18 protein-coding genes are annotated in these 24,689 nt (G+C 69.2%); 12 read left to right on the top strand and 6 right to left on the bottom strand.

Annotated features, from left to right (window positions below):
• The first annotated feature begins 23 nt into the window (after positions 1-23).
• From EV278_RS03685 to EV278_RS03675, 3 genes are read left to right on the top strand one after another with little or no spacing between them, the layout of a single operon-like run.
• Entirely contained in the window at positions 24-6,698 is a 6,675-nt protein-coding gene (locus EV278_RS03685) for a hemagglutinin (protein ID WP_132086768.1), read from the top strand.
• A gap of 37 nt (positions 6,699-6,735) precedes the next feature.
• Positions 6,736-7,173 carry an outer membrane protein assembly factor BamE gene (locus EV278_RS03680; RefSeq protein ID WP_132086766.1) on the top strand — a complete coding sequence of 146 codons (438 nt, stop codon included), beginning with the start codon at positions 6,736-6,738 and terminating at the stop codon, positions 7,171-7,173.
• A gap of 15 nt (positions 7,174-7,188) precedes the next feature.
• On the top strand, positions 7,189-7,719 hold the full coding sequence (locus EV278_RS03675; RefSeq protein WP_132086764.1) for an OmpH family outer membrane protein: 531 nt from the start codon (positions 7,189-7,191) through the stop codon (positions 7,717-7,719).
• Here the strand turns inward: EV278_RS03675 and EV278_RS03670 are convergent.
• Positions 7,706-10,660, bottom strand: coding sequence for a winged helix-turn-helix domain-containing protein (locus EV278_RS03670; RefSeq protein ID WP_243692065.1), 2,955 nt, complete (start codon positions 10,658-10,660; stop codon positions 7,706-7,708). The two genes, EV278_RS03675 and EV278_RS03670, sit on opposite strands and share 14 nt — an antisense overlap.
• A 139-nt stretch (positions 10,661-10,799) precedes the next feature.
• On the opposite strand from EV278_RS03670, the gene EV278_RS03665 reads away from it, so the two are divergent.
• The 6 genes from EV278_RS03665 to EV278_RS03640 all read left to right on the top strand — a co-directional run bounded on the left by EV278_RS03665 (position 10,800) and on the right by EV278_RS03640 (position 16,406).
• Positions 10,800-12,026, top strand: coding sequence for an MFS transporter (locus EV278_RS03665; protein ID WP_132086762.1), 1,227 nt, complete (start codon positions 10,800-10,802; stop codon positions 12,024-12,026).
• Positions 12,027-12,162: 136 nt separating this feature from the next.
• Entirely contained in the window at positions 12,163-12,945 is a 783-nt protein-coding gene (locus EV278_RS03660; RefSeq protein WP_132086760.1) for an alpha/beta hydrolase, read from the top strand.
• A 144-nt stretch (positions 12,946-13,089) separates the two neighbouring features.
• The gene (locus EV278_RS03655; RefSeq protein ID WP_207905430.1) at positions 13,090-14,121 is read left to right on the top strand and encodes an alpha/beta hydrolase; all 1,032 of its coding nucleotides are present in this window, start codon (positions 13,090-13,092) and stop codon (positions 14,119-14,121) included.
• A 14-nt stretch (positions 14,122-14,135) separates the two neighbouring features.
• Positions 14,136-14,642, top strand: a complete 507-nt coding sequence (locus EV278_RS03650) for a cytochrome P460 family protein (protein WP_132086758.1) — start codon at positions 14,136-14,138, stop codon at positions 14,640-14,642.
• Positions 14,643-14,694: 52 nt separating this feature from the next.
• Positions 14,695-15,963, top strand: a complete 1,269-nt coding sequence (locus tag EV278_RS03645) for an epoxide hydrolase family protein (protein WP_132086756.1) — start codon at positions 14,695-14,697, stop codon at positions 15,961-15,963.
• A gap of 26 nt (positions 15,964-15,989) precedes the next feature.
• Positions 15,990-16,406, top strand: a complete 417-nt coding sequence (locus EV278_RS03640) for an organic hydroperoxide resistance protein (RefSeq protein WP_132086754.1) — start codon at positions 15,990-15,992, stop codon at positions 16,404-16,406.
• Positions 16,407-16,626: 220 nt separating this feature from the next.
• Here EV278_RS03640 and EV278_RS03635 read toward each other — a convergent pair whose 3' ends face one another.
• From EV278_RS03635 to EV278_RS03615, 5 genes are all read right to left on the bottom strand, one after another.
• A complete protein-coding gene (locus tag EV278_RS03635; protein WP_132086751.1) occupies positions 16,627-16,986 on the bottom strand; it encodes a hypothetical protein in 360 nt (119 codons plus the stop codon).
• On the bottom strand, positions 16,973-17,200 hold the full coding sequence (locus tag EV278_RS03630) for a hypothetical protein (RefSeq protein ID WP_132086749.1): 228 nt from the start codon (positions 17,198-17,200) through the stop codon (positions 16,973-16,975). The genes EV278_RS03635 and EV278_RS03630 overlap by 14 nt, the downstream gene beginning before the upstream one ends.
• 312 nt (positions 17,201-17,512) lie before the next feature.
• Complete coding sequence (locus tag EV278_RS03625) at positions 17,513-19,126, bottom strand: adenylate/guanylate cyclase domain-containing protein (protein WP_243692064.1); 1,614 nt, start codon at positions 19,124-19,126, stop codon at positions 17,513-17,515.
• Positions 19,127-19,281: 155 nt separating this feature from the next.
• Complete coding sequence (locus EV278_RS03620; protein ID WP_165916513.1) at positions 19,282-19,680, bottom strand: hypothetical protein; 399 nt, start codon at positions 19,678-19,680, stop codon at positions 19,282-19,284.
• On the bottom strand, positions 19,677-21,740 hold the full coding sequence (locus EV278_RS03615; RefSeq protein ID WP_132086747.1) for a TIR domain-containing protein: 2,064 nt from the start codon (positions 21,738-21,740) through the stop codon (positions 19,677-19,679). Before EV278_RS03615 ends, EV278_RS03620 begins: the two co-directional genes overlap by 4 nt.
• A gap of 37 nt (positions 21,741-21,777) precedes the next feature.
• On the opposite strand from EV278_RS03615, the gene EV278_RS03610 reads away from it, so the two are divergent.
• The 3 genes from EV278_RS03610 (at position 21,778) to EV278_RS03600 (ending at position 24,649) form a co-directional block, all read left to right on the top strand.
• A complete protein-coding gene (locus EV278_RS03610) occupies positions 21,778-22,527 on the top strand; it encodes a Crp/Fnr family transcriptional regulator (protein WP_132086745.1) in 750 nt (249 codons plus the stop codon).
• Between the two features lie 168 nt (positions 22,528-22,695).
• Positions 22,696-23,619 carry a 5-dehydro-4-deoxyglucarate dehydratase gene (gene kdgD, locus EV278_RS03605; protein ID WP_165916512.1) on the top strand — a complete coding sequence of 308 codons (924 nt, stop codon included), beginning with the start codon at positions 22,696-22,698 and terminating at the stop codon, positions 23,617-23,619.
• 121 nt (positions 23,620-23,740) lie between these two features.
• The gene (locus tag EV278_RS03600; RefSeq protein ID WP_132086743.1) at positions 23,741-24,649 is read left to right on the top strand and encodes a LysR substrate-binding domain-containing protein; all 909 of its coding nucleotides are present in this window, start codon (positions 23,741-23,743) and stop codon (positions 24,647-24,649) included.
• Positions 24,650-24,689 lie beyond the last annotated feature (40 nt).

Below are 24,689 nucleotides of genomic sequence, written 5' to 3'. Positions count from 1 at the left end.
CGGCATTGAGGGGTAGCGTAGCCATGAATACCTACGTGTCGAAGGATCGTCGTCTCGCTGGTTTCGTCCGCAACTGGACGGGCGGGGCAAACGGGCCGCGCTGGTCGCAACGCCGCCGGCTGATGGCCGCGCTCCGCAACGCCCATCGGGTGCTTGGATTGAAGCGCGACCGGTTGGGCCTGGGCGCATTGGGCGCCGGCGGCGGGCTGCGTCCGGCCAGCGCGATCGGCGGCCTGGCCGCGATCATCGCGCTCGGCCTCGCCGCCCCGGCCCAGGCGCAGTACCAGGCCGGCGGCGGCACGGCGTCAGCCGCAAACGCCATCGCCATCGGTAACAGCACCCAAGCCAATGGCGTGGAAAGCGTGGCGTTGGGCACCTCCAACAGCGCAACGGGCAACGCTTCGATCGCCATCGGCTATTCGATGAGCGTCAATGGCCTTAACGCCATAGGCATGGGTGTCTTCGCGAACGCGACTGGCGTCAACGCCCTCGCCATCGGCGGCAACGCCCGCGCCCTCGCGGACGGAGCATCAGCCTTTGGGGTCAACTCCACTGTCAGCGCCGCCAGCGGAACCGCCATCGGCTCAACGGCCACCGCCGGCGCCGCCGCGACGGCCGTTGGCGTATCGAGCCAGGCGACCTCCTCCAATGCTGTCGCGATCGGCAGCTTCAGCCAAGCGACGAATAGCGCCGCCACCGCCGTCGGAAACGGCGCCCGGGCTACGGGAAACAGTTCGCTCGCGCTGGGTGCACAGGCTCTGGCGATCGGCAGCAGCACGGTTGCGGTCGGTCAGGGCGCCGGCGCCGGTTCAACCGTGGCCAATTCAAGTTCGGTCGCGATGGGCGTCGCGGCCGGCACGCTCGTGAGCGGCGCCCAGAACACCGCCATTGGCGGCGGCGTTCCCAGCGTCATGAGGGGCGCCGGCTCGGGGGTCTCTGGAACACGCAACCTCGCCTTGGGAACCGGCGACGGCGCCGTCACCTATGACGGGACACTGCAGGCCTCGGCGGGCAACCTCGTCACGGGCAACGACAATATCGCGATCGGCACCAACGCCGGTATCGGCGTCGCCAGCAACGCCACGACGTCGATCGGCAAGAACGCGCTGGCGACAGGGACCAATGGCGCGGCCATCGGAAGCGGGGCCGCCGCGACCGGGCTGAACTCGGTCTATTTCGGCGCGCGCACCATTTCGGGCACGGGCGCCATCGCGGAAAGCGCCGTCGCCATCGGCACCGACGTGACGGCGTCTCAGACCAACGCCATTGCGATAGGACGCCAAAGCGTGGCATCGGCGCTTAACAGCGCCGCGATTGGTCCTGCCGCCAATGCGACGGCGCAACACGCGGCGGCGTTTGGCCCGAACGCCAATGCTTCCGGCGACTTCGCCCTCGCCCTGGGCAATTTGGCGGTGTCAGGCGGAGTCGGTTCTGTCGCGGCGGGCTCGGGAGCCCAGAGCGCGGGGGCCTCGTCCGTGGCGGTCGGCAACAACGCCGCCGCGTCAGCCACCAACGCCATCGCGCTCGGCCTGGGCTCGGTCGCGTCCGGGGCGAACTCCATCTATATCGGCACGCGCCCGACCGGGGGGACGGCGAGCGCCGGCGCCGCGAACGCCGTCGCCATCGGCACGGATGTGGGCGCATCCCAGGCCGACACCACGGCGATCGGCCACCTCGCCATCGCCACCGGCGCGAGCGGCACCGCCATCGGCTCGTATTCCTTCGCCACGGCCACCAACGACGTCGCTCTGGGCTTTAACGCCGTATCAGACGGCGGACAGGCCGGCGGGGTGGGAGGCGCGACCGCGCTGGGGAACAATTCCTTCGCGGGCGGATCTAACGCCATTGCGATGGGGACCAACACCCTCGCCGACTCCGCCGACGCCGTCGCCATCGGCAGCAGCTCCACCGCCACGGGCGGCAAGGCGGTTGCGGTCGGGGCGGGCAACGTCGCCAGCGGCGACGGCGCGGTGGCGATCGGCGATCCCAACACCGCGACCGGCAACGGCGCGGTGGCCAGCGGCAAGGACAACACCGCCACCGGCGACGGCTCGGTGGCGATGGGCAACACCAACATGGTCGGCGGCGGCGGCCAGGCGGTCAGCACCGCCGGTACGGCGGCGCAGGGCGCGGTCGGCATCGGCTACCAGAACACCGTCGTCGGCCAGGGCAGCGTCGCCATCGGCAACACCAGCAGCGCGCTGGCGGCCGGCGCCCTGGCCTTCGGCGACACGGCGGTGGCCAACAACGCCCGCGACATCGCGCTGGGCTCGGGGTCGGTCACCGCCACGGCGGTCGGCACGACCAGCGCGGTAATCGGCGGGGTCACCTACAACTTCGCCGGCACGGGCCCGACCAGCACGCTGAGCATCGGCGCGCTCGGCGCCGAGCGGACGATCACCAACGTCGCGGCAGGCCAGCTCAACGGCGGCTCGACCGACGCGGTCAACGGCTCGCAGCTGTTCGCCACCAACCAGGCGGTGACCACGCTGAGCAATACGGTGACGGCCACCGCCATCCACTATCTCAGCGTCAATGACGGCGGCGTGACGGGCGGCAACTACAGCAACAACGGCGCGACCGGATCAAATTCGATCGCCATGGGATCGGGCGCGGTTTCGGCCGCATGGAACAGCGTCGCCATCGGCAACGGCGCTGTCAATCAGGCCGTGGGCATACCCAGCCAGACCACTGGCTCGGTTGCGCTCGGCGATTCGGCGCGGACCACTGCGGGCGTCGCAACGGCTATCGGGGGAAGAGCCACAGCCGGCACCGGCGGCGTCGCGCTTGGGAACGCGGCGATCGGAAGCGGCACCTTCGCCATTGCGATAGGAGCGACCTCCTCAGACCAGCCGACCGGGGCAAGTGCGACGGGAATCGGGGCCATTGCCATCGGTGGCGGGAACCCTGCGAGCGGCGTCCTCGGGACTCCAGCGTCCGCCTCCGGCATTCGCGCTATCGCCATTGGCCAGAACACGACGGCCAACTTCAGCCAGTCGCTCGCCTTGGGCTACAGGGCCACGGTCGGCAGCGCATCTTCGGTCGCGGTGGGCGACCTCGCCAGCACCGGCGCGACCGGCGTGAACGTGGCCATCGGCAATGCGAGCACCGCCAACGCCGGTACGGCCAGCGGCGGCGCGGTGGCGATCGGGCGCTCCAACACCGCCTTCGGCGACGGCGCGGTGGCGATCGGCGATCCCAGCTACGCCAGCGGCGCGGGCGCCTTCACCGGCGGCGCCAACAACATCGCCAACAGCGACGGGACCGCCACAGCGACCGTCGCCAACCAGGCCAACGGCGCCGTCGCGATCGGCAACAACAACCGCGCGATCGGCCAGGGCAGCATCGCGCTCGGCAACGGCTCGACCGCCGGCGCGGCCGGCCTCGCGGGCAATGTCGCGCTCGGCAATGGCGCGACGGCGATCGCCAGCGCCGGCGACATCGCGCTGGGCTCGGGCAGCACGACCAGCGCGGCGGTCGGCACGGCCGCGGCGACAATCGGCGGCAACGCCTACAGCTTCGCCGGAACCACCCCGCTCAGCACGGTCAGCATCGGCGCTCTCGGCGCCGAGCGGACGATCACCAACGTGGCGGCGGGCCGGCTCAATGGCGGTTCAACCGACGCGGTCAACGGCTCGCAGCTGTTCGCCACCAACCAGCAGGTGACGATCAACACGACCAATATCGCGACCAACACCGCCGCGATCACCAACCTGACCAACAGCGTCACCAATGGGACGGCCGGTCCGGTGCAACAAACCGGCGCGGCCAATCAGCTGGCGCTGGTGGCGCCTGGCGCCACGGGCGCCGCGCCCGGTGCGGCCCAGAACCTGACCAACCTGGCGGCCGGCGCGCTGTCGGCGACCAGCACCGACGCGGTCAACGGCTCGCAGCTCTACGCCACCAACCAGCAGGTGACGACCAACACCACGGACATCGCCAATCTCAACAGCACAGTCACCAACATCAACAGCGGCGCGGGCATCAAATATTTCCATGCCAGTTCGATCCTCGCCGACAGCCAGGCCCTGGGAACCGACAGCGTCGCCATCGGCCCGAACGCGGTGGCCAACAACGCCGGCGACATCGCGCTGGGCTCGGGCAGCACGACCAGCGCGGCGGTCGGCACGGCCGGGGCGACGATCGGCGGCAACGTCTACAGCTTCGCTGGAACCACCCCGCTCAGCACGGTCAGCGTCGGTGCGGCCGGCGCCGAGCGGACGATCACCAATGTGGCGGCGGGCCAGCTCAATGGCGGCTCGACCGACGCGGTGAATGGTTCCCAGTTGTTCGCCACCAACCAGCAGGTGACGACCAACACCGCCGATATCGCCGGCAACACCACCGCGATCACCAACCTGACCAACAGCGTCAACAATGGGACGGCGGGTCCGGTGCAGCAGACCGGAACGGCCAACCAGCTGGCCCTGGTGGCGCCGGGGGGAACCGGCGCCGCGCCGGGCGCGGCCCAGAACCTGACCAATGTGGCGGCGGGCGCCGTGTCGTCGACCAGCACTGACGCGGTCAACGGCTCGCAGCTCTACGGCGTCAGCCAGAGCATCGCGGACAATCTGGGCGGCGGCTCGACGGTCAATCCGGACGGAACCGTCACCGGACCGACCTACACCATCCTGGGCGGCAACTATACGACGCTGTTCGACAGCCTCACGGCGGTCGATGGCGGCCTGACCAGCCTCACCAACCAGCTCACCACCATCAACAACGGCGGCGGCATCAAGTATTTCCGCGCCAGCTCGATCCTCGCCGACAGCCAGGCGGTTGGGACCGACAGCGTGGCGGTCGGCCCGCAGGCGGTGGCCAACAACACCGATAGCGTCGCCCTGGGCAACAACGCGGTCGCCAGCATCGACGGCGCCCTGGCGCTGGGCTCCGGCTCGGTCGCTGATCGGGCGATCGCGCCGGTCTCGGGCACGATCGCGGCCGGCATCGGTTTCGTGCCCTACAACACCACGGATGCGACGCTGCTGGGCGCTGTCTCGGTCGGCAACGCCACGACCAGCCAGTATCGCCAGATCACCAATGTCGCCGACGGCACCAGCGCACAGGATGCGGTGACCCTGCGCCAGCTGCAGGGCGCCATCGGCTCGGTCTCGGTGACGCCGGTGCGGTACTTCCACGCCAACTCGACGGCGGTCGACTCGCTGGCGGTCGGGCAGGACTCGGTGGCGGTCGGCCCGACCACGGTCGTCAACGGCGACAACGGCATCGGCATCGGCAATGGCGCGGTCGTGCAGATGACCGCTCCGGGCGGAACCGCCATCGGCCAGAACGCCCAGGTTTCGCAGGCCGACGGCATCGCCCTGGGCACCAACTCGATCGCCAACGGCATCCAGTCGATCGCCATTGGCCCCGGCGCCAACGCCAGCTTCTCGGGCAGCGTCGCCCTGGGCGCGGGCGCGACGACCGCGATCGGTTCGCGGACCGGTTATGCGGGTTACGGCCTGGCCGCGCCGCTGAACTCGGCGGGCGAGGTCTCGGTGGGCAGCGCCGGCGCCGAGCGGCAAATCACCAATGTCGCGGCCGGGTCGGCCCCGACCGACGCGGTGAACGTCAGCCAGCTCAACCAGGTCGCCCAGAACACCGCCAGCGCGCTGGGCGGCGGAGCCTCTTACGACCCGACGACCGGAGCCTATACCGCGCCCACCTACACAGTGGGCGGGAACACTTACACCAGTGTCGGGGACGCCCTGGGCGCCCAGACGACGGCGGTCACCAACCTGGACGGCCGGGTGACCACGGTCGAGAACACCGTCACCAATCTCGGCTCCAACGTCACCAATCTCGGCGACAGCGTGGCGGCCGGCCTGGGCGGCAATTCGAGCTACAACGCCACGACCGGCGCGGTGACCACCAGTCTCAACGTCGGCGGCGCCAACTACAGCAGCGTCAACGACGCGCTGCAGGCCCTGAACCAGACGGCGGGCGCAGGCTGGAACATCCAGGCCAACGGCGGCCCGGCCACCAACGTCCCGTCCAACGGCACCCTCAACGTGACCGCGGGGACAAACACCGTGGTCACCCTCAACGGCGCTCAGCTGCAGATCGCCATGGCCGACAACCCGACCTTCAACGGGGTGATCAACGCCAACGGCGGCCTGACCGTGGGCCAGAACACCAGCGTGGACATGGGCGGCAATGTGGTCCGCAACGTCGGGGCGGGCGCGGTGACCGCCACCTCGACCGACGCGGTGAACGGCTCGCAACTTCACCAGGTCCAGCAACTGGCCAGCAATTCGGTACAGTACGACGCCGGCGGCAATGCGGTGACGTTCAATCCGGGCGGTCAGGCGACGACGCTGCACAATGTCGCCGCTGGCGTGGCGCCGACCGACGCGGTCAACGTCCAGCAGCTCAACGACGGGCTGTCGAACGCGATCTCGACCGCCAACGCCTACACCGATGCTCGGATGCAGGGCTTCGTGGTCGACATGTCAAAGGCGCGGCGCGAGGCCTTCGCCGGCAACGCGGGCGCGCTGGCGGCGGCGGGCCTGCCCCAGGCCTATGAACCGGGCCGCAGCATGCTTTCCCTGGGCGCGGGCACCTATGGCGGGCAATCCGCCTTCGCCATGGGCCTGTCGCGGATCATGGACGACGGCCGCACCATCCTCAAGGCTGGCGCGACCTACGACACCCAGGAACGCACCGGCGCCAATCTCGGCATCGGCTTCCAGTTCTGATCCCGCCATCATTTGCCCCGTTCCAAAGGAGGACACCATGAAAGCCAAGCGCCTCGCCCTTGCGATCCTTTCAGGACTCAGCCTCGCGAGCCCGGTCGCGGCGGTCGCTCGCGACACCCCTTCCCCATCCGCGACGACCTATGTGGCGTCGGTCGATCCCGCCGCCTTCCACGAGGTTCCGGGCGAGCGTGACAAGCTGGGCGTGACGGTCAGCCCGACGTCCGTGCGGCTGATCACGCCCGGGGTCGACAAGTTCAGCATCTATCCCCTGCTGGGCCCGCCGCACTTCGCGGAGAGCGTCCGGCGGCGGTGGAACTACGTCCTGTTCTTTCCCGTCGCGCCCGGCAGCGTGGAACGCGTACGCTGCAGGATGGAGATTCGCTTCACCCGCCCGCCTGGGCACTACAATGTCACCGTGTCCGAGGTGGTCTGGCAGGAGAAATCCTGCGCGGACCGGGTCGCGGCCGCGGGCTGATCGGGCGAGGACGACATGCGTTTGATCGGGGGACTGGTCATTGGCCTGGCAATGGTGGTCGGTGCTCCAGCATCCGCCCAGACCTTCGGGCCGCCCATCACCGGCATGTGCCTTCTGTCGCGCGTCGGGGCGATCGGCGCCTCGCGCGCCGGCCAGTCGATGCAGGTGCAGCTGCGCCAGCTGCAGGCCTCGCTGAACAGCGAGCTGGCGCAGCGGCGGGCGTCGCTCGACGTGCAGCGCCGGGCGCTTGAGGGGCGGCAAGCGGCGATCGCGCCGATCGAGTTCCAGAGGCAGCTGGCGGGCCTCAACCAGCAGGCCCAGGCGCTGGAGCAGCAGCAGAACGCGCGGTTCATCGCCGCCCAGACCCGCGCCCAGCAGCAGGTCGACCGCGCCCTCAACGACGCGCTCACCCGCGTCATCACCCGCAGCGCCTGCAGCGTGGTGATGGAACGTGACAACGCCTACGGCTGGAACAATGCGATGGACATCACGCCGGCGACCGCCCGTGAAATGGATGGCGTTCTACAGGCCGTCACGATCCAGTGAGCGAAGATCGGACGCGATCTGACCCTTTTTCCTGGGCCTGGGTCCAAAGGCGTTCAAACGCGCGAAGATCCGCCGTGTCCCACCCTTCGATGAAGACGTCCCGAAGCGGTTGCAAGAGCCTCAGCGCTTGCATCGTCTTCCCTTGCACGAGCCAGAGCTCCGCCAAATCGTGCGCGACCCGCAGCTCCCAGCCCCGCGCGCCCTGGTCTCGGCTGATGCGCAACGCCTCGCCCAGCAACCGTTCGGCCTCTTCCAGTCCATCGGGGTCTTGCGACCGAACGATACGGGCGCGAAGACGAAGCAGCTCCGGCAAGGCGAAGGCTTCGCCGTTCCTGCGGCACCGCGCCAGCGTGGCGTCGAGCGTGCGGAGGGCTTTGTCAGGCTGGCCGCTGAGCAAGAGACCGTGCGCCAGGGACTGTTCGAAGGCAGTGGTCAGCAGCTCGTAGCGGGCGGCGTGCAGACGCGTCAGACTCTCCTGGATCCAGGCCAGGCCGTCTCTGGCCAGCCCGGTTTCGATCGCCCGCACGCCCCTCTGCCCCAGGGCGACGGCGATATAGGGCACGAAGCCGTTGACCTCCGCGATCTGGGCGAAGGCGTCCAAACTCGCCCCAGCCTGAGCCTCGTCGCCCGTCCAGACATAGATCGAATGGCTCCAGATCAAGGCGATGCAGCGCGTGACCGGATGGTCGAGGGCGATGGCCTCGATCTCGGTTTGCAACGCCAGCCGCCGCGCCTGGTCGGGCAGGCCCTGCAACCACAGAACCCGCGAGAGCGCGATGCCCGATCGGTTGCGATGATCGAAGCCGTAATAGAGCGTGCGGCTGCGCTCGGACGGCGCGCTCTTCTGGAGCGAGGTCTCCAACTCCCGTCGGGCCCTGACCTGATCCCCGAAAAGATGATGCGACACGCCGGCCAGCGAGGCGGCCAGGCCGATCGCTTCGGGGTGGCCGACGCTTTCGGCGATGTCCAACGCCTGCTCGGCCCAGGTCAGGGCCTGCTCGAACTCGCCTATTCGCTCATGGAAGATGTGAAGCCGGCCCAGCAGCCGCAGCTGATTCCAGCGATCCCCCAGCCTGATCGCGATGTCGAACGCCCGGCGCAACGCGACACCGGCTTCGGGAGCGTTGCCCCGCGTGAACATGAGGGTCAGGCCGAGGGCGGCCTGCAGCTCCATCTCCACCGCCGTATCGCGAAACTCGTCGTCCAGGCTCTGGACCGCCCGCTCGCACCAGGCGCGGCCTTCCACGAACAGCGAGAGATAGGCGAAGAGCGGAACGCTGGCGGCCACCAGAGAGGTGGCCAACGCTAGATCGCCGCGGGTCCCGAAGCTCCAGTCGAGGGCGTCGCGGATATTGCCCATCTGGCCGGACATCATGGCCGCGCCAGCGAAGATATCCTCAGGCGTCTCGCCCAATCCGGCCATCCTGTCGCGGAAGAAACGCGCATGACGCTGGCGAACCGTGTCCAGTTCGACCTCGCCGCGTTCATTCAGCTTGGCCTTGGCATAGGCCCGTGTAGTCTCAAGCAGGCGATAGGCCTCGGGACAGTGGGTCCGGTCCGGCGTGACCAGGCACTTGGATGTAAGCTCCTCGAACGCGGCGACGACTTGCGCCTGATCCAACTCGTCGTCAGAGACAACGGTCAAGGCCGCCTGGAGCGAGAACGGGCCCCGAAAAACCGACAGCCTTTCCAGGGTGCGCCGTTCAGATTGGTTCAAGAGCTCGTAGCTCCAATCCAGCGTGGCCTGAAGGGTCTGCTGCCTGGGCTGGGCGGTGCGTCGTCCCGCCCAGTTCAGCGCGAACCGCTCGCCCAGCATGGCGCTGGTCGTCGCGAGCCCGTGGGCGGCCACGCGCACCGCGGCCAGCTCGATGGCCAGCGCCATGCCATCGAGCCGCTGGCACATCTGGGCGATCGCTCGCGCGTCCTCGACGTCCACCGCCAGGGCGCTGTTGGCGGCGGACGCTCGTTCCACGAAGAGCTCGACCGCCGGGAAGGCCAGCAGTTCCCGCAACGAGAGACCCATCGTATCGCTCGGAAATGGCAGGGCGCCCAGCCAGTGCACGTGTTCGTCGCGCGCGCGCAGCGGTTCCCGGCTCGTAGCCAGCACGCTGATCTTCGGAGCCGTTTCCCGGATGCGTTCGACGACGGCGCAAACGGCGTCGATCAGGTGCTCGCAGTTGTCGAGGATCAGCACGATGTCCTGGGTCCGAACGTGACCCAGCACGACCGTCATCGGGTCTTCGGTCTGCACCGGTATGCCGAGCGCACCCGCCAGGGCCGACGGGATCAGCGCGCCATCGGCCAGGGCCGCCAGGTCGACGAAGCGCACGTGGCGGCCATGCTCACTGGCCAGCCGGTAGCCGACCTCGACCGCCAGAGTGGTCTTGCCCATACCGCCGGGGCCAACGACCGTGAATAGGCGCGGCTGAGCGAAGCCGTCCAGAATGCGCTCGACATCCGACTCCCGGCCGATCAACCGCGTGCGAACCGGCAGCGCGCCCGCCGCCCTTAGCGACAGCTCCGCAACGGCGTTTCTGGGCGGCGCCGAAACGACGTCTGCGACATCCCTGACCGTTCCGACGAACGCGTAGCCGACACCGACCTGGGTGGCGATATAGCGCTCGTCGCCCTCCCCGTCGCCCAAGAGCTTACGCAAGCTGGTCATGTGGAAGCGCAGACTCGTGTCCTCGACGGTCCGGCCTGGCCAGACGCGGTCGAAGAGTTCCCGCTTGGACATCACGCGTCCGGGCTGCTCGACCAGCGCGATCAGCAGGTCCAGCGCCCGGCCGCCGATCTCGACGGGCGCTCCGTTTCGCATCAGCAGCCGTTTGTGGGGCGCCAGCTCGAAGGGTCCGAAGGCGAGCCGACCGACCTCAACGTCGGAAAATGCACGCTCCAAGAGGGGCCCCTTCATCGTGTTCAGGCGCGTGTCCGCCTTCAAGCCGAGTTCGCCCTAACTAGGGGAATTCGTCCGGATCGATCAATCGGCCAGACATCGCAGCGGTCATTCTCTCCCTCAGGGCCGGCTAGGCCCCGGCCGATTCCATGTGCGTCGGTTGCGGGTGAAGATCGAGGAACGGATGAGTCCACAATGGTATCGAACGCTCGACCTCCAAGGACGTCGAACGTTCTGGACGGCGTTCACCGGCTTCGTCCTGAACGCCTTGGCCATACAACTCTATCCGTTGCTGCTGCCGACCATCGCCGCCGCCTGGAGACTCGACGCCCTTCAGGCCGGCGTGATCGCCAGCGCCACCCTGGTCGCCTCGACGGCGGGCGGCTGGATCGCTGGCGCGCTGTCGGATCGTTGGGGGCGCGTGCGGGTTCTGCAGGCGACAATCCTGCTGTTCGCGGCGGCGACGCTGATGTGCGCAGTCTCTCGCGACGCGGTCCAACTGACGATCGCCCGGGCGCTCCAGGGGGCGGCGTTCGGCGGAGAATGGGCTGTCGGCATCGTGCTTGTCGCCGAGGCCGCCGCCCCGGCGACGCGTGGCCGCATGGTCGGCGCCGCGCAAAGCGCCTGGGCCGTCGGCTGGGCTCTGGCGGCGGGCGGCGTGTTCGCCGCGGTCTCGCTCCATGATCCCGTATCCGGATGGCGGGCGACGTTCGGCTTGGCCGCCATTCTGGCTCTGGGCGTACTGCTTCTGCGCCATCGCCTTCCCACCCCGCCCGCTGCCAAGCGCGACGGATCGCCAGCGGTCTGGCGCGGCCTCTTCGCCCGCCCTTACGCCTACGCCACGTTCCGCGGCGCCCTTCTGGCCATCGGATTGCACGGCGGATACTGGGCGCTCGCCATCTGGCTGCCCACACTGCTGCGTTTTGGACCTGCGACCGACCGCGCCGAGGCGGGCCGCCAGCTGGCCGTGCTGATCGGCGGCTCGTTTCTGGGCTATTTCGGCGGTTCCTGGCTCAGCGACCACCTCGGTCGGCGCATGGCCTTGTTGGCCCTCGCCGTGACGGCGGCCCTGTTCGTCCCGATCTATTTCGCCCTGCCCCACGCAAAGGTCCTGGCCGTCATTCTGAGCTTCCCGCTTGGCTTCCTGGCCACGGGCATGTTCAGCGCCAGCGGACCCGTGCTGGCCGAACTCTACCCGACCGCGCTTCGCGGCTCGGGCCAAGGCTTCTGCTACAACCTAGGCCGCGGCGTGGGCGGGGTGGCGACCGGCTTCATCGGCGCGGGCGTCGTCAAGATCGGTCTCGCGCCCATGCTGACCGTCTTCGTGACCGGCGCCTACGGCCTGGTCGCCCTGGCGGCCCTCCTCCTGCACGAAACCCGAGGCCGCTCCCTGGCCGACGAAGACTCCTAGGTCTCCGCGAGAACTCACGGCGTCTCACGACGCCTAACACGCCAAATCATCCGGCTCGAGCAAGAGTGGGTTCGCGGTCGATGGCCGCTGCGCGTCCCCGCGCAGGTTTTCATCCCAGGCCCCCGGGAATTCATTCATGCCCAAGTTGCTCAGCGCGCTCGCCGTCGTCCTGGCCCTCAGCGGCTCCGCGGCGCTCGCCGCACCGCCACGCCAGCCCGTCACAATCGTCCTCGTCCACGGCGCCTTCGCCGAATCCGCCAGCTGGAACCGGGTCGCCGCTCAGTTGAAGGCCGACGGCTACCACGTGATCGCGGCCGCCAATCCTCTGCGCGGCGTCAAGGACGACGCCGCTTCGGTCGGCCGGGTCGCCGCCGCGGTGCAGGGGCCGGTGGTGCTCGTCGGCCATTCCTATGGCGGCGCGGTGATCAGCGACGCCGGCGCGACGCCGCCAAACGTCAAGGCGCTGGTCTTCGTGGCCGCCTTCGCCCCTGACGCCGGAGAGAACGCGCTGGAACTGACCGGCCGCTTCCCGGGCGGCACTCTGGGCCAAGCCCTGGCCCCGCCCATCATGCTGCCCGACGGAAGCAAGGACCTCTACATCGACCAGGACAAGTTCGGCGGCCAGTTCGCCGCCGATGTCGCGCCGCAGGAATCGGCGCTGATGGCCGCCACCCAGCGCCCGGTGCGCGACGCAGCCTTGACCGAGGCCTCGGGCCCGCCCGCCTGGCGGCGCCTGCCCTCCTGGTTCGTGTACGGGACCGGCGACAGGAACATCCCGCCCGCCGCCCTCGGTTTCATGGCCAAGCGCGCGGATTCCAAGAAGACGGTGGTGATCGACGGCGCCTCGCACGTCGTCATGGTCTCGCATCCCAAGGCCGTCGCCGAACTGATCGAGGCCGCGGCGACTTCGCAGCCGTAGGCGGCGCCGGCGGCGATCTGCCCGCCGCCGGACCTTCGCTCTTCGGAGGGCGTGAGACCTCACGTCCCTTCACGAACCCAGGCGACAAGACCAAGCGGCCCCGGGCCCAGTTTCCTTACGGCTTCAACACGAAGGCGACACGCCATGACCCATGACTTTCCCGCCCTCGCCATCGACGCACGCCGGCGACGCCTGATCGGTGCGATGGCCCTGACTGCCGCGACCGCTGTATTGACGCAAGCCGATCGCGTCCTGGCCGCAACGGCCGCCAAGGCCCTGCCATTCGGCGGCCTCAAGCAGATCGACGCCGGCGTGCTCAGCGTCGGCTACGCCGAGCTGGGGCCGGCCACAGGGGCCCCGGTGCTGCTGCTGCACGGCTGGCCCTACGACATCCATGCCTTCGCCGAGGTCGGTCCTCGGCTGGCGGAGGCCGGCTACCGTGTGATCATCCCGCACCTGCGGGGCTACGGCTCGACGCGATTCCGGTCGGCCGCCACCCCGCGCAACGGCCAGCAGATGGCGCTAGCCGCCGACGGCCTGGCCCTGATGGACGCCCTGGCGCTGCGGCAGGCGATCGTCGCCGGTTTCGACTGGGGCGCGCGGACCGCCGACATCATGGCCGCCCTCTGGCCGGAACGCTGCAAGGCCCTGGTCAGCGTCAGCGGCTACCTGATCGGCAGCCAGCAGGCCAACAAGGCGCCGCTGCCGCCCAAGGCCGAACTGGCCTGGTGGTATCAGTTCTACTTCGCCACCGAGCGTGGACGCGAGGGTTATGCCGCCAACACCCACGCCTTCGCCAAGCTGATCTGGCAGCTGGCCTCGCCGCAGTGGAAGTTCGACGATCCGACCTTCGAGCGCAGCGCCGCCTCGCTCGACAATCCCGACCATGTCGACATCACCATCCATAACTACCGCTGGCGGCTGGGTCTGGCCGACGGCGAGCGTCAGTACGACGATCTTGAGCGCCGACTGGCCGCCGGGCCCGCGATCAGCGTGCCGACCATCACGATGGAAGGCGACGCCAACGGGGCTCCGCACCCCGAGCCGGCCAGCTACGCCAAGAAGTTCACCGGCAAGTACGCCCATCGCCTGATCGCCGGCGGCGTCGGTCACAACCTGCCGCAGGAGGCCCCGGCCGCCTTCGCCCAGGCCGTGATCGACGTCGATCGCTTCTAGGCGGGAGCGCCCTCATGTTCTCCTCCTCGACACTGGCGGTCGGCGGCGTCGCCGCCATGGCCGTCGGCCTGTGCTGGGCCTGCGCGCCGACCAAGGCTCCATCCGCGGCCTCCCCGATCTATGGCGTGACCGTTCCAGACGGCTATCGCGACTGGACCCTGGTCGCCCCGGCCCAGGAAGCCGCGCCCCTGGACGAGCTGCGGGCGGTCGTCGGCAACCGAAAGGCGCTGAAGGCCTACCGCGCCGCGGCTCGGTCGTTCCCCGACGGGACGGTGCTGGTGAAGCTGGCGTGGAAACATACGTCCTCGCCGGACTTTCCGCCGGCCTCGATCCCGGGCGCCGCGACGACGATCCAAGTCATGGTCAAGGACTCCAGGCGCTACGCCGCGACCGGCGGCTGGGGCTTTGGGCGGTTCGTGAACGGCCAGCCCGTCGACAAGGCCCAGCACGAGACCTGCTTCGCCTGCCACGCCGCCCGCGTGAAGGACCGTGACTACGTCTTCACACGATACGCGCCCTGACGCGCGGCTGACCTCTTCCCCTTTTTCTCTGTCAAGCTCCACGGAGTTCCCAGTGACGTCCCCCCTCCTTCCGGCCAACCGGCGTACAGTGGTCGGCGGCCTCGCCGCGGCCGGCGCCGCCGCTCTCGCCCCCAGCCTGACCAAGGCCGCTTCGCCGGCGATACGCCCCTTCAAGGTGGCGATCCCCGAGACCGACGTCCTGGCCATGAAGCGCCGCATCGCCGCCACGCGCTGGGCCGACGCCGAACCGGCGGGCGACGACAGCCAAGGCGTGCGCCGCCAGACCCTGGAGCCGCTGATGCGCTACTGGGCGAGCGGCCACGACTGGCGCAAGATCGAGGCGCGGCTGAACGCCCTGCCGATGTTCGTGACGCAGATCGACGGCCTGGACATCCAGTTCATCCATCTTCGCTCGCGTCACGACGGCGCGATGCCGATGATCATGACCCACGGCTGGCCGGGCTCGATCCTGGAGTTCCTGAAGGCCATCGCCCCCCTCACCAACCCGACCGCCCACGGCGGCAAGGTCGAGGACGCCTTCCATCTGGTGATCCCATCGATCCCGGGCTTCGGCTTCTCGGCCAAGCCTAAGGTCGCAGGCTGGGGCTCGGACCACATCGGCCGGGCCTGGTCGGCCCTGATGCTGCGCCTGGGCTATGATCGCTATGTCTCGCAGGGCGGCGACTGCGGCTCGGTGATCTCCCAGCGCATGGCGTTGCAGAAGGTGCAGGGTCTGGTCGGCATTCACCTCAACATGCCCGCCGTGGTTCCCGCCGACATCGCCCGGACCCTGGCCGCCGGCGATCCCGCCCCCGCCAGCCTTTCGGCCAAGGAGCGCGCCGCCTTCGACCAGCTGGAGGCGTTCTATCGCGACAACGCCGCCTATGCCGAGATGATGAACACCCGTCCCCAGACCATCGGCTATTCACTGGTCGACTCGCCCGTCGGCATGGCGGCCTGGATGTACGAGAAGATCGCGCAGTGGACCTATAGCGGCGGCGATCCCCTGAAGGTCCTGACCCGTGACGAGATCCTTGACGACCTGTCGCTGTACTGGCTGACCGCAACCGGCGCCTCGGCCGCCCGGATCTATTGGGAAGATCACACCAACAACTTCAACGCCCGCGGGATCATCGACCTGCCGGTCGCCGTCAGTGTCTTTCCCGGCGAGATCTTCCGCGCGCCCAGGACCTGGGCCGAGCGCTGCTACCGTGACCTGATCTACTTCCATGAAGCCTCGAACGGCGGCCACTTCGCGGCCTGGGAGCAGCCCGCGCTGTTCGCCGAAGAAGTGCGCGCCGCCTTCCGTTCGCTGCGCTGATCCCAGCTCCACAAGGAACCGACACCATGAGCACCGCTCTCCGCACCCTCTATACAGGCAAGGTCCATGTCGCCGGCGGTCGCGAAGGCGCAGCCCGCAGCGCCGATGGCCGCCTGGACATCAAGCTGTCAACGCCCGGCGGTCCCGGAACGGGCGCCAACCCCGAGCAACTGCTGGCCGCCGGCTGGTCGGCCTGCTTCGAAGGCGCGATCGCCATCGCCGCCAAGCAGATGAAGCTCACCCTGCCCGAAGCGCCGTCGATCGACGCCGAGATCGATCTCAATCTCGACGACGACGGCTACGCCCTTGCCGCCAGGCTGAACGTCGCCCTGCCCGGCCTGCCACGAGACATGGCCCAGGCGCTCATCGAGGCCGCTCACCGGACCTGCCCCTACTCCAAGGCGTTGGCGGGCAATATCGACATCGCGATCACCCTGGCTTGAGTCCGACGGCCAGGTCGATGGACATGGCCCCTTCGCGCACCTCACGGCGCAGCGGCAAGTCCGACTGCGCCAAGAAGAGCGATCTGAGTCGGATGAGCACGGTCGTTCGCCGGCATGGCGAAGAGCCGCGCTCATCCGACCGCCCTCCCCCAAGGGCGAGGCGTGGCGATCGATGGCTATCGAGCCGCCCTGGCCTGAACCTTCCCGATCGCGGCGAGGATCATGATTTTTCCGCGTCCAGCGCGTCGGCGATCATCCGCTTGGCGGCCTCGTATCGACTGGGCGCGTCGGGAATCTGCTGGGCCTTGGCGTTGACGTCCCGGGCGATCGCCTCGGCCGCCGCCTGGTCGATCGCGCGCCGCAGGTCGTCCAAGCGCCGGTCGGCGGCGGCCAGGCTGGCCCAGAAGCTTTTGTCCTGCGCGGTCGGTTCCCATTCGGCACCGACCTCCGACTTGGGCGCGAAAGGCGGGACTTCGACCATCGCCGTCGGCGTGGTCGCCTCGTCTCCGGAAATCAGGCTTCTGGCGCGAGCCAGGAGCGCGCCCGGGATCTTGAGCAGCGGCACGTCAGGCGACGACATGGATCTTGCGCTCGCAGTCGCGGACCGCCGACTTCGCGAAACCCATGACCATTTCCGCCACGCGGGTCAGGTCGGTTTCGGCCACGCCGTGGTCGCGCGCCCAGATCCTTACGGCGTGCTTGAGGATGCTTGCGGCAGGGTCGGAGGCGAGCGCGCCGGGGCGCGCGTCGTCGGCGGCCCGAAATTCCTTGATGACAGCTGCGTCGAGAGACATGGCGAGGTTCCTGATGCAACGTGGGGGCCGCACTGGAACATCGGCGCGACCTGGAAACGCGTTCGGCGAATGGGCCCGACCGATGGGGATGATCGGGCCCGAAAAGCCGCTTGGACGACCCGCGGTGACGGGCCGAAAACGGTGCAGGTTGTGGCGGCGCTCCTGCGATGGCGATCGACAGAGGCGTTCCGCAGCCTTCCGGCTGGGGTCGCCGCATCCTGCGAGTCGAACCATGTCCGAGGGCTCGGCGCTTTGAATGTGCGGATTTGCACATCGTCGGCGATAAGGGCTTCCGACCACGTCGCGAAGCGGTCAGGCCCGAGCCAGGTTGAAGATCGGGGTCGCCGGAAAGCCCTTGCGCCCCTGGGTGCGGCCGACATAGCCGCAGCGCACCCGGTCGCCGTGGAAGGTGGCCAGCGCACCAGCCAGGGCTTCGCTGACACAGGCCGATCCGGGCGCGACATCGGGCTCGATGCGCGCGGCGACCACCACGTGGGCGCCGATCACGGCCGGGGTCCTGGTCAGCGGATTGGCCCCCAGGTGCACCGGGCCGTAGTGACCGCCGATCCGCAGGCCCAGGCCGCGCGGCAGGCCCAGGGCCCGAAGATCCAGGGCGCGGTGAGCCTCCTGCAACGCCAAGGCCGCGAGGGCGGCGTCGATCGGCTGGTCGAAGACCAGAAACAGGCCGTCGCCCCAGGTCTCGACGTGCCGGGGACCAGCGTCGAGTCCTTCGACGACCTCGGCCATCCGTCCCATCACCGTCTCGAAGAAGGCGGGAATCTGGTCGTCGCGTAGAGACCCGAAGCCCTTCACGTCGGCGAACAGCATGGCTTTCATGGCGCGTGAGCCGGGCTGGCCCACGCGTGGCGGCGGCGCGTGGGACGGCGGCGGGCGTCGGACTGTTATGATCTCCTGCCGACGGCCGCCTTTCGCCCAATAGGCGAGATCCACCGCCACCCCCGCCGGTCCCGCGGCCGGATGGCCATCCCAGACCCCCACCTGGACCGCCTCGGTCGCCAAGGTCTGGGCGCGCAGCACCGCACAGCCCATGGCGATCTGGCTGGCGTAGGCGAAGACCTGCTCGTCGCCGACATAGGGGTCTTGCGAGGCGTAGCGCACCGAGGCGGCGTGGGCGAAACAATGCTCGAACCGTTGAATCCAGTCGGGTCCGAAGGGCGCGACCGACACGGCGACGAAGGACTCCCGGTTCACGGGCAGGACAAGGTGAAGCTCAGCGCCGGCTTCCAGCAAGGCTTCGGCGAAGACGATGTCGGCGCCGGCGGCCAAACCGCCGTAAGCGAAACCGATCCCCTGCTCCCGAACCACGCGGTCCGCCTCGCGACGCAGGTTGCTGTCGAGCCCGCCGCTCAAGGCGCCCTCCCGTGTGGCGTCCAGGATGTGGCCGGTGAAATGGGCGCAGGCCGGCGGCCGGAAGGCTGACAGCCAGGCCGGATCGACGCCCGTCTCACGGCACAGCATTTCCAGTTGGCGCAGCGTCGAGGCATGGGCCGCGAAAGCCCGGGGCGCGCAGGCCTGAGCCCGGTCCATCGCCTCGCGCGCGGCGTCCAGATCACCGAGCAGGAAACTCGCCTCGGCCCGACTGGCCGTCTCGTAATAGGCGGCCTCTCCGGTCAGTCCCACCGGCGGCGGAATCGCCAGGGCGGCGGTCGCCAAGGCTTGGCCGCCCTGCCGGTCGCCGGCGACCAGTGTCATGGTCGCCGCGTTGACGGCGCCGTAGAGGCCGCCGAACCGCTGGAAGAGCGACTGATAGCGACGCGTCGAAGCCCGGGCGAAAGCTGCGCGGCGAGGACCGCGTGCGGCCAAGGCGACATCCTTCAGGAGCCGTGCGCCCAGGGCGATAGCGTCGGGGTCGTCGCCCGCTCGGTCCAGTCCCAGGCGGACATATTCGGCCCGGGCGAAATCCACGGCTCCGGTTCGCGCCAGGCAGAGCACCACAGCGTAGGCGGCGTCACGCGAGACCTCGCCGGCGTCCAGGGCGGCGCGGGCGAGGTCGTAGGCGGCGAGTATCTCACCGCGTTGGATCAGCCCGGCGACCTCGTTCTGGTCGAAGACCGTGAGGGTCAGGGCACCTTGCCCCCGCCGTTTTCGATCTTCGGGTCCAGAATAATGTTCTGCCTGTGCGAGTCGGTCATGAACAGGCTGTAGATGTATTCGCCGACCCGATTGTCTTCATAGTCGATCATGAAGCACGTGAAGGGCTTTTGCGGCACGTCGTACAGCAGCTCGATCCAGGTGTAGCTGGAGAAGTTGATGCCGAAATCGTCCGTAAAGAGGATCGGACGCTTCTGAAATGTCCAGCCGACACGGATGAGCTCATCGCTCAACCGGAAGACCAATCGGCTCGGAGCGTCGAGTTTCAACGACAGCGGAATCGGATTCTGGGGATCGAGAACGTTCATGAAGTTGATGTTGTCGGCGATGCCGACGACCAGTTCGACGATCGGTAGTGGCTCGGTCATGTGAAACCCCCTTGAACAGCGGCGCCATCTGGGCGCGACTCTCTCCAGAATGCAAGGAAACCGGGATGCGCATAGCCCTGTTTTCGCAGGCTCGTCACAATCGCCTGGGCCTGGTCTGACTGGCCCTGGGCTTGGTAGGCGCGCGCCAGGATGTCGAGGCTGGTCGAAGGCAGGGACCCGCGTCGCGGCGACAGGGTCGAGATCGCCGCCGCCGGCCGCCCCGCCGCCAGGTGAGCTGCGCCATAGAGGGCCGTGCGGTCGGCCGCCGTTTCGCGCGATCCCGGCGTGTGGTCCAATCGGTCCAGCAGCGCCAGCGCCAGGCTCCGTTCGCGCATCAGATCACCGTCGAGCCGCGCCAAGGTGATCGCCTGCATGTCCAGCCGCCCGTCAAGGTCGACACGCCAGGTCTTGGCCTCGTCGCCGGTGCGAAGGCCGGCCAGAGTGGCGGCGGCCTGGGCCTGGGCCGAGCGCGCCTGCCCCAGTCGCCCCGACCAGGCGGCGAAATCGACCGCATCCAGCTGGCCGATCAACAGGTATTCGCGCCAGCGGGCGTTGGTCGGGTCCAGGGCCACCAGCTCGCGCAACCCGCTTAGAGCCTGGGCCGAGCGCGCCGCGCCACGCGTGGTCCGGCCCAGATCCAGCTCCAACCGCGCTAGCGCCAGCTGGGCGGCGAGGCTGCGGGCCGCGAGCGGCTTGTCGGACGCCGCCTTGGCCGAGGCCCGGGCCAGTAAGGCCGCCGCGCCCTCCCGCTCGGCATAGGCTTCACGAGGACGCCCCAGCTTGACCAGGGAGTCGGCCACCCAGGCGTGGGCGTCCACCGCGTCGACCAAGCGGTCCTGATCATCGGGAGCCCGGGCCCGTTCGGCCTCGAAGCCGGCCAAGGCGGCGCGGAACGTGGCCAGCGCCTCTTCCGCGCGCCCCTGTTCCAGTAACAGGGTGCCAAGATTGCTCTTGGCGTAGGCGACCTCCAGCCGCCAGTCAGCGCGGGTCGGGTCAAGCCTCACCAGTTTCTGGGCCAGTTCGCCGTAATGTTTGAAGCCGCGCTCGGCTCCGGCCTCGTCGCCCTGACGCCATTGCATATAGGCCAGCCAATAGACGTTCTGCGCCTCGTCGAAGATGCGCTCGCCGTTGTTGGGGGCGCGGAGAGCCAGCTCGTGGGTCGTGGCCGCGGCCTGGCCGAACGCGTCGCGAGCCCCGGCCAGGTCGCCGCGCTGTTCCCGGATCGTGCCCAACAGCGTCTGGGCCTTCGCGCGCTGAGCCAAGGCCCGGTCGTCCAGGCGGTCGGTGCGCGCCTTGCCGTAATAGGCCAGCACCTTGGCGCCGACGCCGTCCAGGACGTCCAGTCGGCCCACCGGCTCCAGCTGTTCGCGCAGATCGCCCAACATGTAGGCCACCAGGGCCTCGGTCTCGTCGCGCTGGTCGCGGGCGATCTGGCGGGACTTCAGGGTGGCGACGGTCATCGCGCCCATCGCGACGGTCACGGCCAAGGCCACGGTGGTGAAGGCGGCCATCACCCGCACGCCGCGGCGAGCGTCGCGCTGAACCAGTTGGTCGAGGCTGACGTCCAGCAGCCGCGCGGCGATCTTCAGCCGCGCCAGGCGCGGTCCGTCGGCGTCGCGTCGCGGGTCCACGGCCAGAGGCTCCACGCCCGTCGGCAAGGCCGCCCGCAAGGCCGGAGGCAACACCTGAGCCAGGGGCGCCGCCTTCGGCGTCGTCGGCGCGATCACGCAGATGATCTGGCCAAGACCGTGATCGCGCAGGAAGTAGGCCGCCTCCTGGTCCACCCAGCGCGACCCGGCCGAGGCCGGGGAACAGAGCACGATCAGGGCGTCGGAACGGTCCAGCGCGTCGCGGATCACCCCGCCCAGGTCCGGCGAGGCGCTCAGCTCGTCGCGGTCCCGGAAGATCGGCGTCAGGCGCCGCATGGCCGCCGCGCCGCCGCTCGTGGTCAGGCGGCGCGGCGCGCGGTAGGTTTCCAGCGCGCGATGCAGCCATTCGGCGGCTTTGCGGTCCTGGTGGCTATAGCTGATAAAGGCCCGGTAGCGCGGTCGGCTGTCCATTCGTCGTCCCCGGATCGACTGTGCAGGAGCGTTCTCGATGGCCGTGATTCCCCCCTCGTCCCCGCTCGCCCCGAGCCATACGCCAATCACGTCTCCACCAGAAGGCGACTATCGCGCCAACCGGCTGTTCCGGCACATGGTGCGCGAGGAGATCGAGGCGCTGGCCCCACAAATCGAGCACCTTCACTATGGCAAGGGCGAGCTGATCGTCCAACGCCTGGATGATAGCGGCGGCATTCACCTGCTGCTGAAGGGCGCGCTGCTGGCCAACCAGTACGCCCGGTCTGGCCGCGAGGTCGGCTATCGGCGCATTTCGGCGGGCGGCTATTTCGGCGAGATCTCGGCCATCGACGGCCTGCCGCGTTCAGTAAACATCGTGGCGCTGGAGGATGTGCGGGTTGCTCGCCTGCCCCAGGGGCTGGTCCAGACCCTGTTCGAGCGGTCGCCCCGTTTCATGCGGGCGATCCTGGAGGATCTGGCCAATCTGACTCGCGCCCTCACCGATCGGCTGTTCGAGCTGAACGCCGTCTCGGTGGCCTGCCGCGTCGACATCGAACTCCTGCGCATGGCGGCGTCGGCGGGAGGAGACGGCCGCGAAGCCGTCATCCATCCCTGCCCGACCCATGCCGAGCTGGCGGTGCTGGTGGGGAGCCAGCGCGAGCCGGTGACGCGGGAGCTGAACCGGCTGGCCGGGCTCGGCATCGTGTCCCAGACCGGACGCACCCTGCGGGTTCTCGACCTGCCCGCCCTGGCCGACGAGATCGAGCGGATCGGCGGCGAGGTGTAGCCCCTGCAGCGCCGTTAGCGTCATCAAGCCAAAACCCGCATCGGTCGATAGCGCCTTTGGCTTAGACCGCCGGGGCCGCCGCCCATAGCCTTTGCTGGACCCCACGGTCACGGCCGGGACGGCGCGACGCCCTCCCGGCGAGAAGGACCGACGACGAGCGAGGACTTGATGAGCAGAATGACGCCGTCCGAAATGGCCCGGCAGATCGGCGGAGGACTGCTGTCGTTCCCCGTCACCCATTTCGACGCCCAGCACCAGTTCGTCGAGGCCTCCTATCGCGAGCACTGCGCGTGGATGCTTCAGCACGAGCTGGCCGGCCTGTTCGCGGCGGGCGGCACCGGTGAGTTCTTCTCCCTGACCCCGCCCGAGGTAGCCCGGGTGGTCCAAGCCGCGGTCGAGGAAACGGCCGGCAAGATCCCGGTCGTCGCCGGCTGCGGCTACGGCACGGCCATCGCCGTGGACCTGGCCAAGGCGGCCCACGCGGCCGGCGCCGACGGCCTGCTGCTGCTGCCGCCCTATCTGATGAACTCCACCCAGGAGGGCCTGGCGGCCCATGTCGAGGCGGTCTGCAAGGCCACGCCGCTGGGGGTGATCGTCTACAATCGCGACAACGCCATCCTGACCGAGGACACGCTCGAAAAGCTGTGCGATCGCAACCCCAACCTTGTCGGCTTCAAGGACGGGGTGGGTGACATCGAGCTCATGATGCGGGTCTACGCCCGGATGGGCGACCGCCTGACCTATGTCGGCGGCTTGCCGACCGCCGAGACCTTCGCCCTGCCCTATCTGGAGATGGGCGTGACGACCTATTCGTCAGCGATCTTCAACTTCATGCCGGAATGGGCGCTGGGCTTCTACAAGGCGGTGCGGGCCCAGGACCGGACGGCGGTGATGGCCGGCCTGCGCGATTTCGTGCTGCCCTATATCGCCCTGCGCAACCGCGGTCGCGGCTATGCGGTGTCGATCGTCAAGGCCGGGATGAAGGTGATCGGCCGCGACGCCGGTCCCGTCCGCACGCCCCTGACCGACCTGAGCCAAGCCGAGCTGGCCGAGCTGCAGGTTCTGATCCGGCGCGCCCTGGGCCAGGCCTGAGGCGGTGGCCGCCGTGGCCCGCCTGGCCGTCGGCGGCTCGAGAGCCGCGGCTCTGGCTACCGTTTCTCTACCCAAGCGCCTAACCTCGCCGGTCCACGGGATCACCAGCGGGCGCTATCCGATGTTCGAACTGAGTCAGCTGCGGTGTTTCGTGGCCACGGCCGAGGAGCTGCATTTCGGCCGGGCGGCCCAGCGGCTGAACATGACCCAGCCACCCCTCAGCCGGCAGGTCCAGCTGCTGGAGCGCATCCTCGGCGTCACCCTGCTGGACCGCACCAGTCGCTCGGTGCGGCTGACCCCGGCGGGCCGGGCCTTCCTGTTGGAGGCCCGCCGGATTCTGCGCCTGGCCGAAAGCGCGGCCCTGGCCACCCGCCGCATCGCCGTGGGCGACGCCGGCCAGATCGCCATCGGCTTCACCGCCGCCTCGGGCTACAATTTCCTGCCCAGCCTGGTGATCCTGTCGCGGGCCCGGCTGCCCAATGCCGACCTGACCCTGCGCGAGATGGTCACCCGCGAGCAGGTCGAGGCCCTGCTGACCGGCCGCATCGACATCGGCCTGGTGCGTCCGCCGATGGAGCGCGCCGAGTTCGCCACCGCCCGGGTCCTGACCGAGCCGCTGGTCGCCGCCCTGCCGACCGGCGACCCGCGCCTGGCCAAGGCGTCGCTGGCCCTGGCCGACTTCGACGACGCGCCGCTGATCATGTATTCGGCCGAGGGCGCGGGCTATTTCCACAACATGCTGACCACGCTGTTCGACGCCAACGGCGTGACCCCGCACTACGTCCAGCACGTCACCCAGATCCACTCGATGCTGGCCCTGGTCCATGCCGGCCTGGGCGCGGCCCTGGTGCCCGAGGCGGCCATGAGCCTGCATTTCGACGACGTGCAGTACCGCCCCGTGGAGACCACGCCGGATCGCCCGGTCGAGCTCTACATGGCCTGGCGCAAGGACAATGACAGCCCGATCCTGCAGTCGTTCATCGACCTCTGCATGGCCGAGGCCTCGCCCGCCGAGACCCTCGTCGACTAACCGCCCCCTCGTCGGAGCGGGCCAACAAGATACGCCTGGG

Source organism: Caulobacter sp. BK020, from assembly GCF_004342605.1.
Classification (GTDB): Bacteria; Pseudomonadota; Alphaproteobacteria; order Caulobacterales; family Caulobacteraceae; genus Caulobacter.
Note: the sequence above shows the minus strand (reverse complement) of the source record. Positions and strands in the feature narration are given on the sequence as shown.

Excerpts from the sequence above, each read along its gene's own strand:
- EV278_RS03615 (WP_132086747.1), bottom strand. The coding sequence starts at position 21,740 with ATGGACAGCCGACCGCGCTACCGGGCCTTTATCAGCTATAGCCACCAG.
- EV278_RS03665 (WP_132086762.1), top strand. The coding sequence starts at position 10,800 with ATGAGTCCACAATGGTATCGAACGCTCGACCTCCAAGGACGTCGAACG.
- EV278_RS03660 (WP_132086760.1), top strand. The coding sequence starts at position 12,163 with ATGCCCAAGTTGCTCAGCGCGCTCGCCGTCGTCCTGGCCCTCAGCGGC.
- EV278_RS03640 (WP_132086754.1), top strand. The coding sequence starts at position 15,990 with ATGAGCACCGCTCTCCGCACCCTCTATACAGGCAAGGTCCATGTCGCC.
- EV278_RS03600 (WP_132086743.1), top strand. The coding sequence starts at position 23,741 with ATGTTCGAACTGAGTCAGCTGCGGTGTTTCGTGGCCACGGCCGAGGAG.
- EV278_RS03675 (WP_132086764.1), top strand. The coding sequence starts at position 7,189 with ATGCGTTTGATCGGGGGACTGGTCATTGGCCTGGCAATGGTGGTCGGT.
- EV278_RS03610 (WP_132086745.1), top strand. The coding sequence starts at position 21,778 with ATGGCCGTGATTCCCCCCTCGTCCCCGCTCGCCCCGAGCCATACGCCA.
- EV278_RS03635 (WP_132086751.1), bottom strand. The coding sequence starts at position 16,986 with ATGTCGTCGCCTGACGTGCCGCTGCTCAAGATCCCGGGCGCGCTCCTG.
- EV278_RS03650 (WP_132086758.1), top strand. The coding sequence starts at position 14,136 with ATGTTCTCCTCCTCGACACTGGCGGTCGGCGGCGTCGCCGCCATGGCC.
- EV278_RS03685 (WP_132086768.1), top strand. The coding sequence starts at position 24 with ATGAATACCTACGTGTCGAAGGATCGTCGTCTCGCTGGTTTCGTCCGC.
- EV278_RS03680 (WP_132086766.1), top strand. The coding sequence starts at position 6,736 with ATGAAAGCCAAGCGCCTCGCCCTTGCGATCCTTTCAGGACTCAGCCTC.
- EV278_RS03655 (WP_207905430.1), top strand. The coding sequence starts at position 13,090 with ATGACCCATGACTTTCCCGCCCTCGCCATCGACGCACGCCGGCGACGC.
- EV278_RS03620 (WP_165916513.1), bottom strand. The coding sequence starts at position 19,680 with ATGACCGAGCCACTACCGATCGTCGAACTGGTCGTCGGCATCGCCGAC.
- kdgD (WP_165916512.1), top strand. The coding sequence starts at position 22,696 with ATGAGCAGAATGACGCCGTCCGAAATGGCCCGGCAGATCGGCGGAGGA.
- EV278_RS03630 (WP_132086749.1), bottom strand. The coding sequence starts at position 17,200 with ATGTCTCTCGACGCAGCTGTCATCAAGGAATTTCGGGCCGCCGACGAC.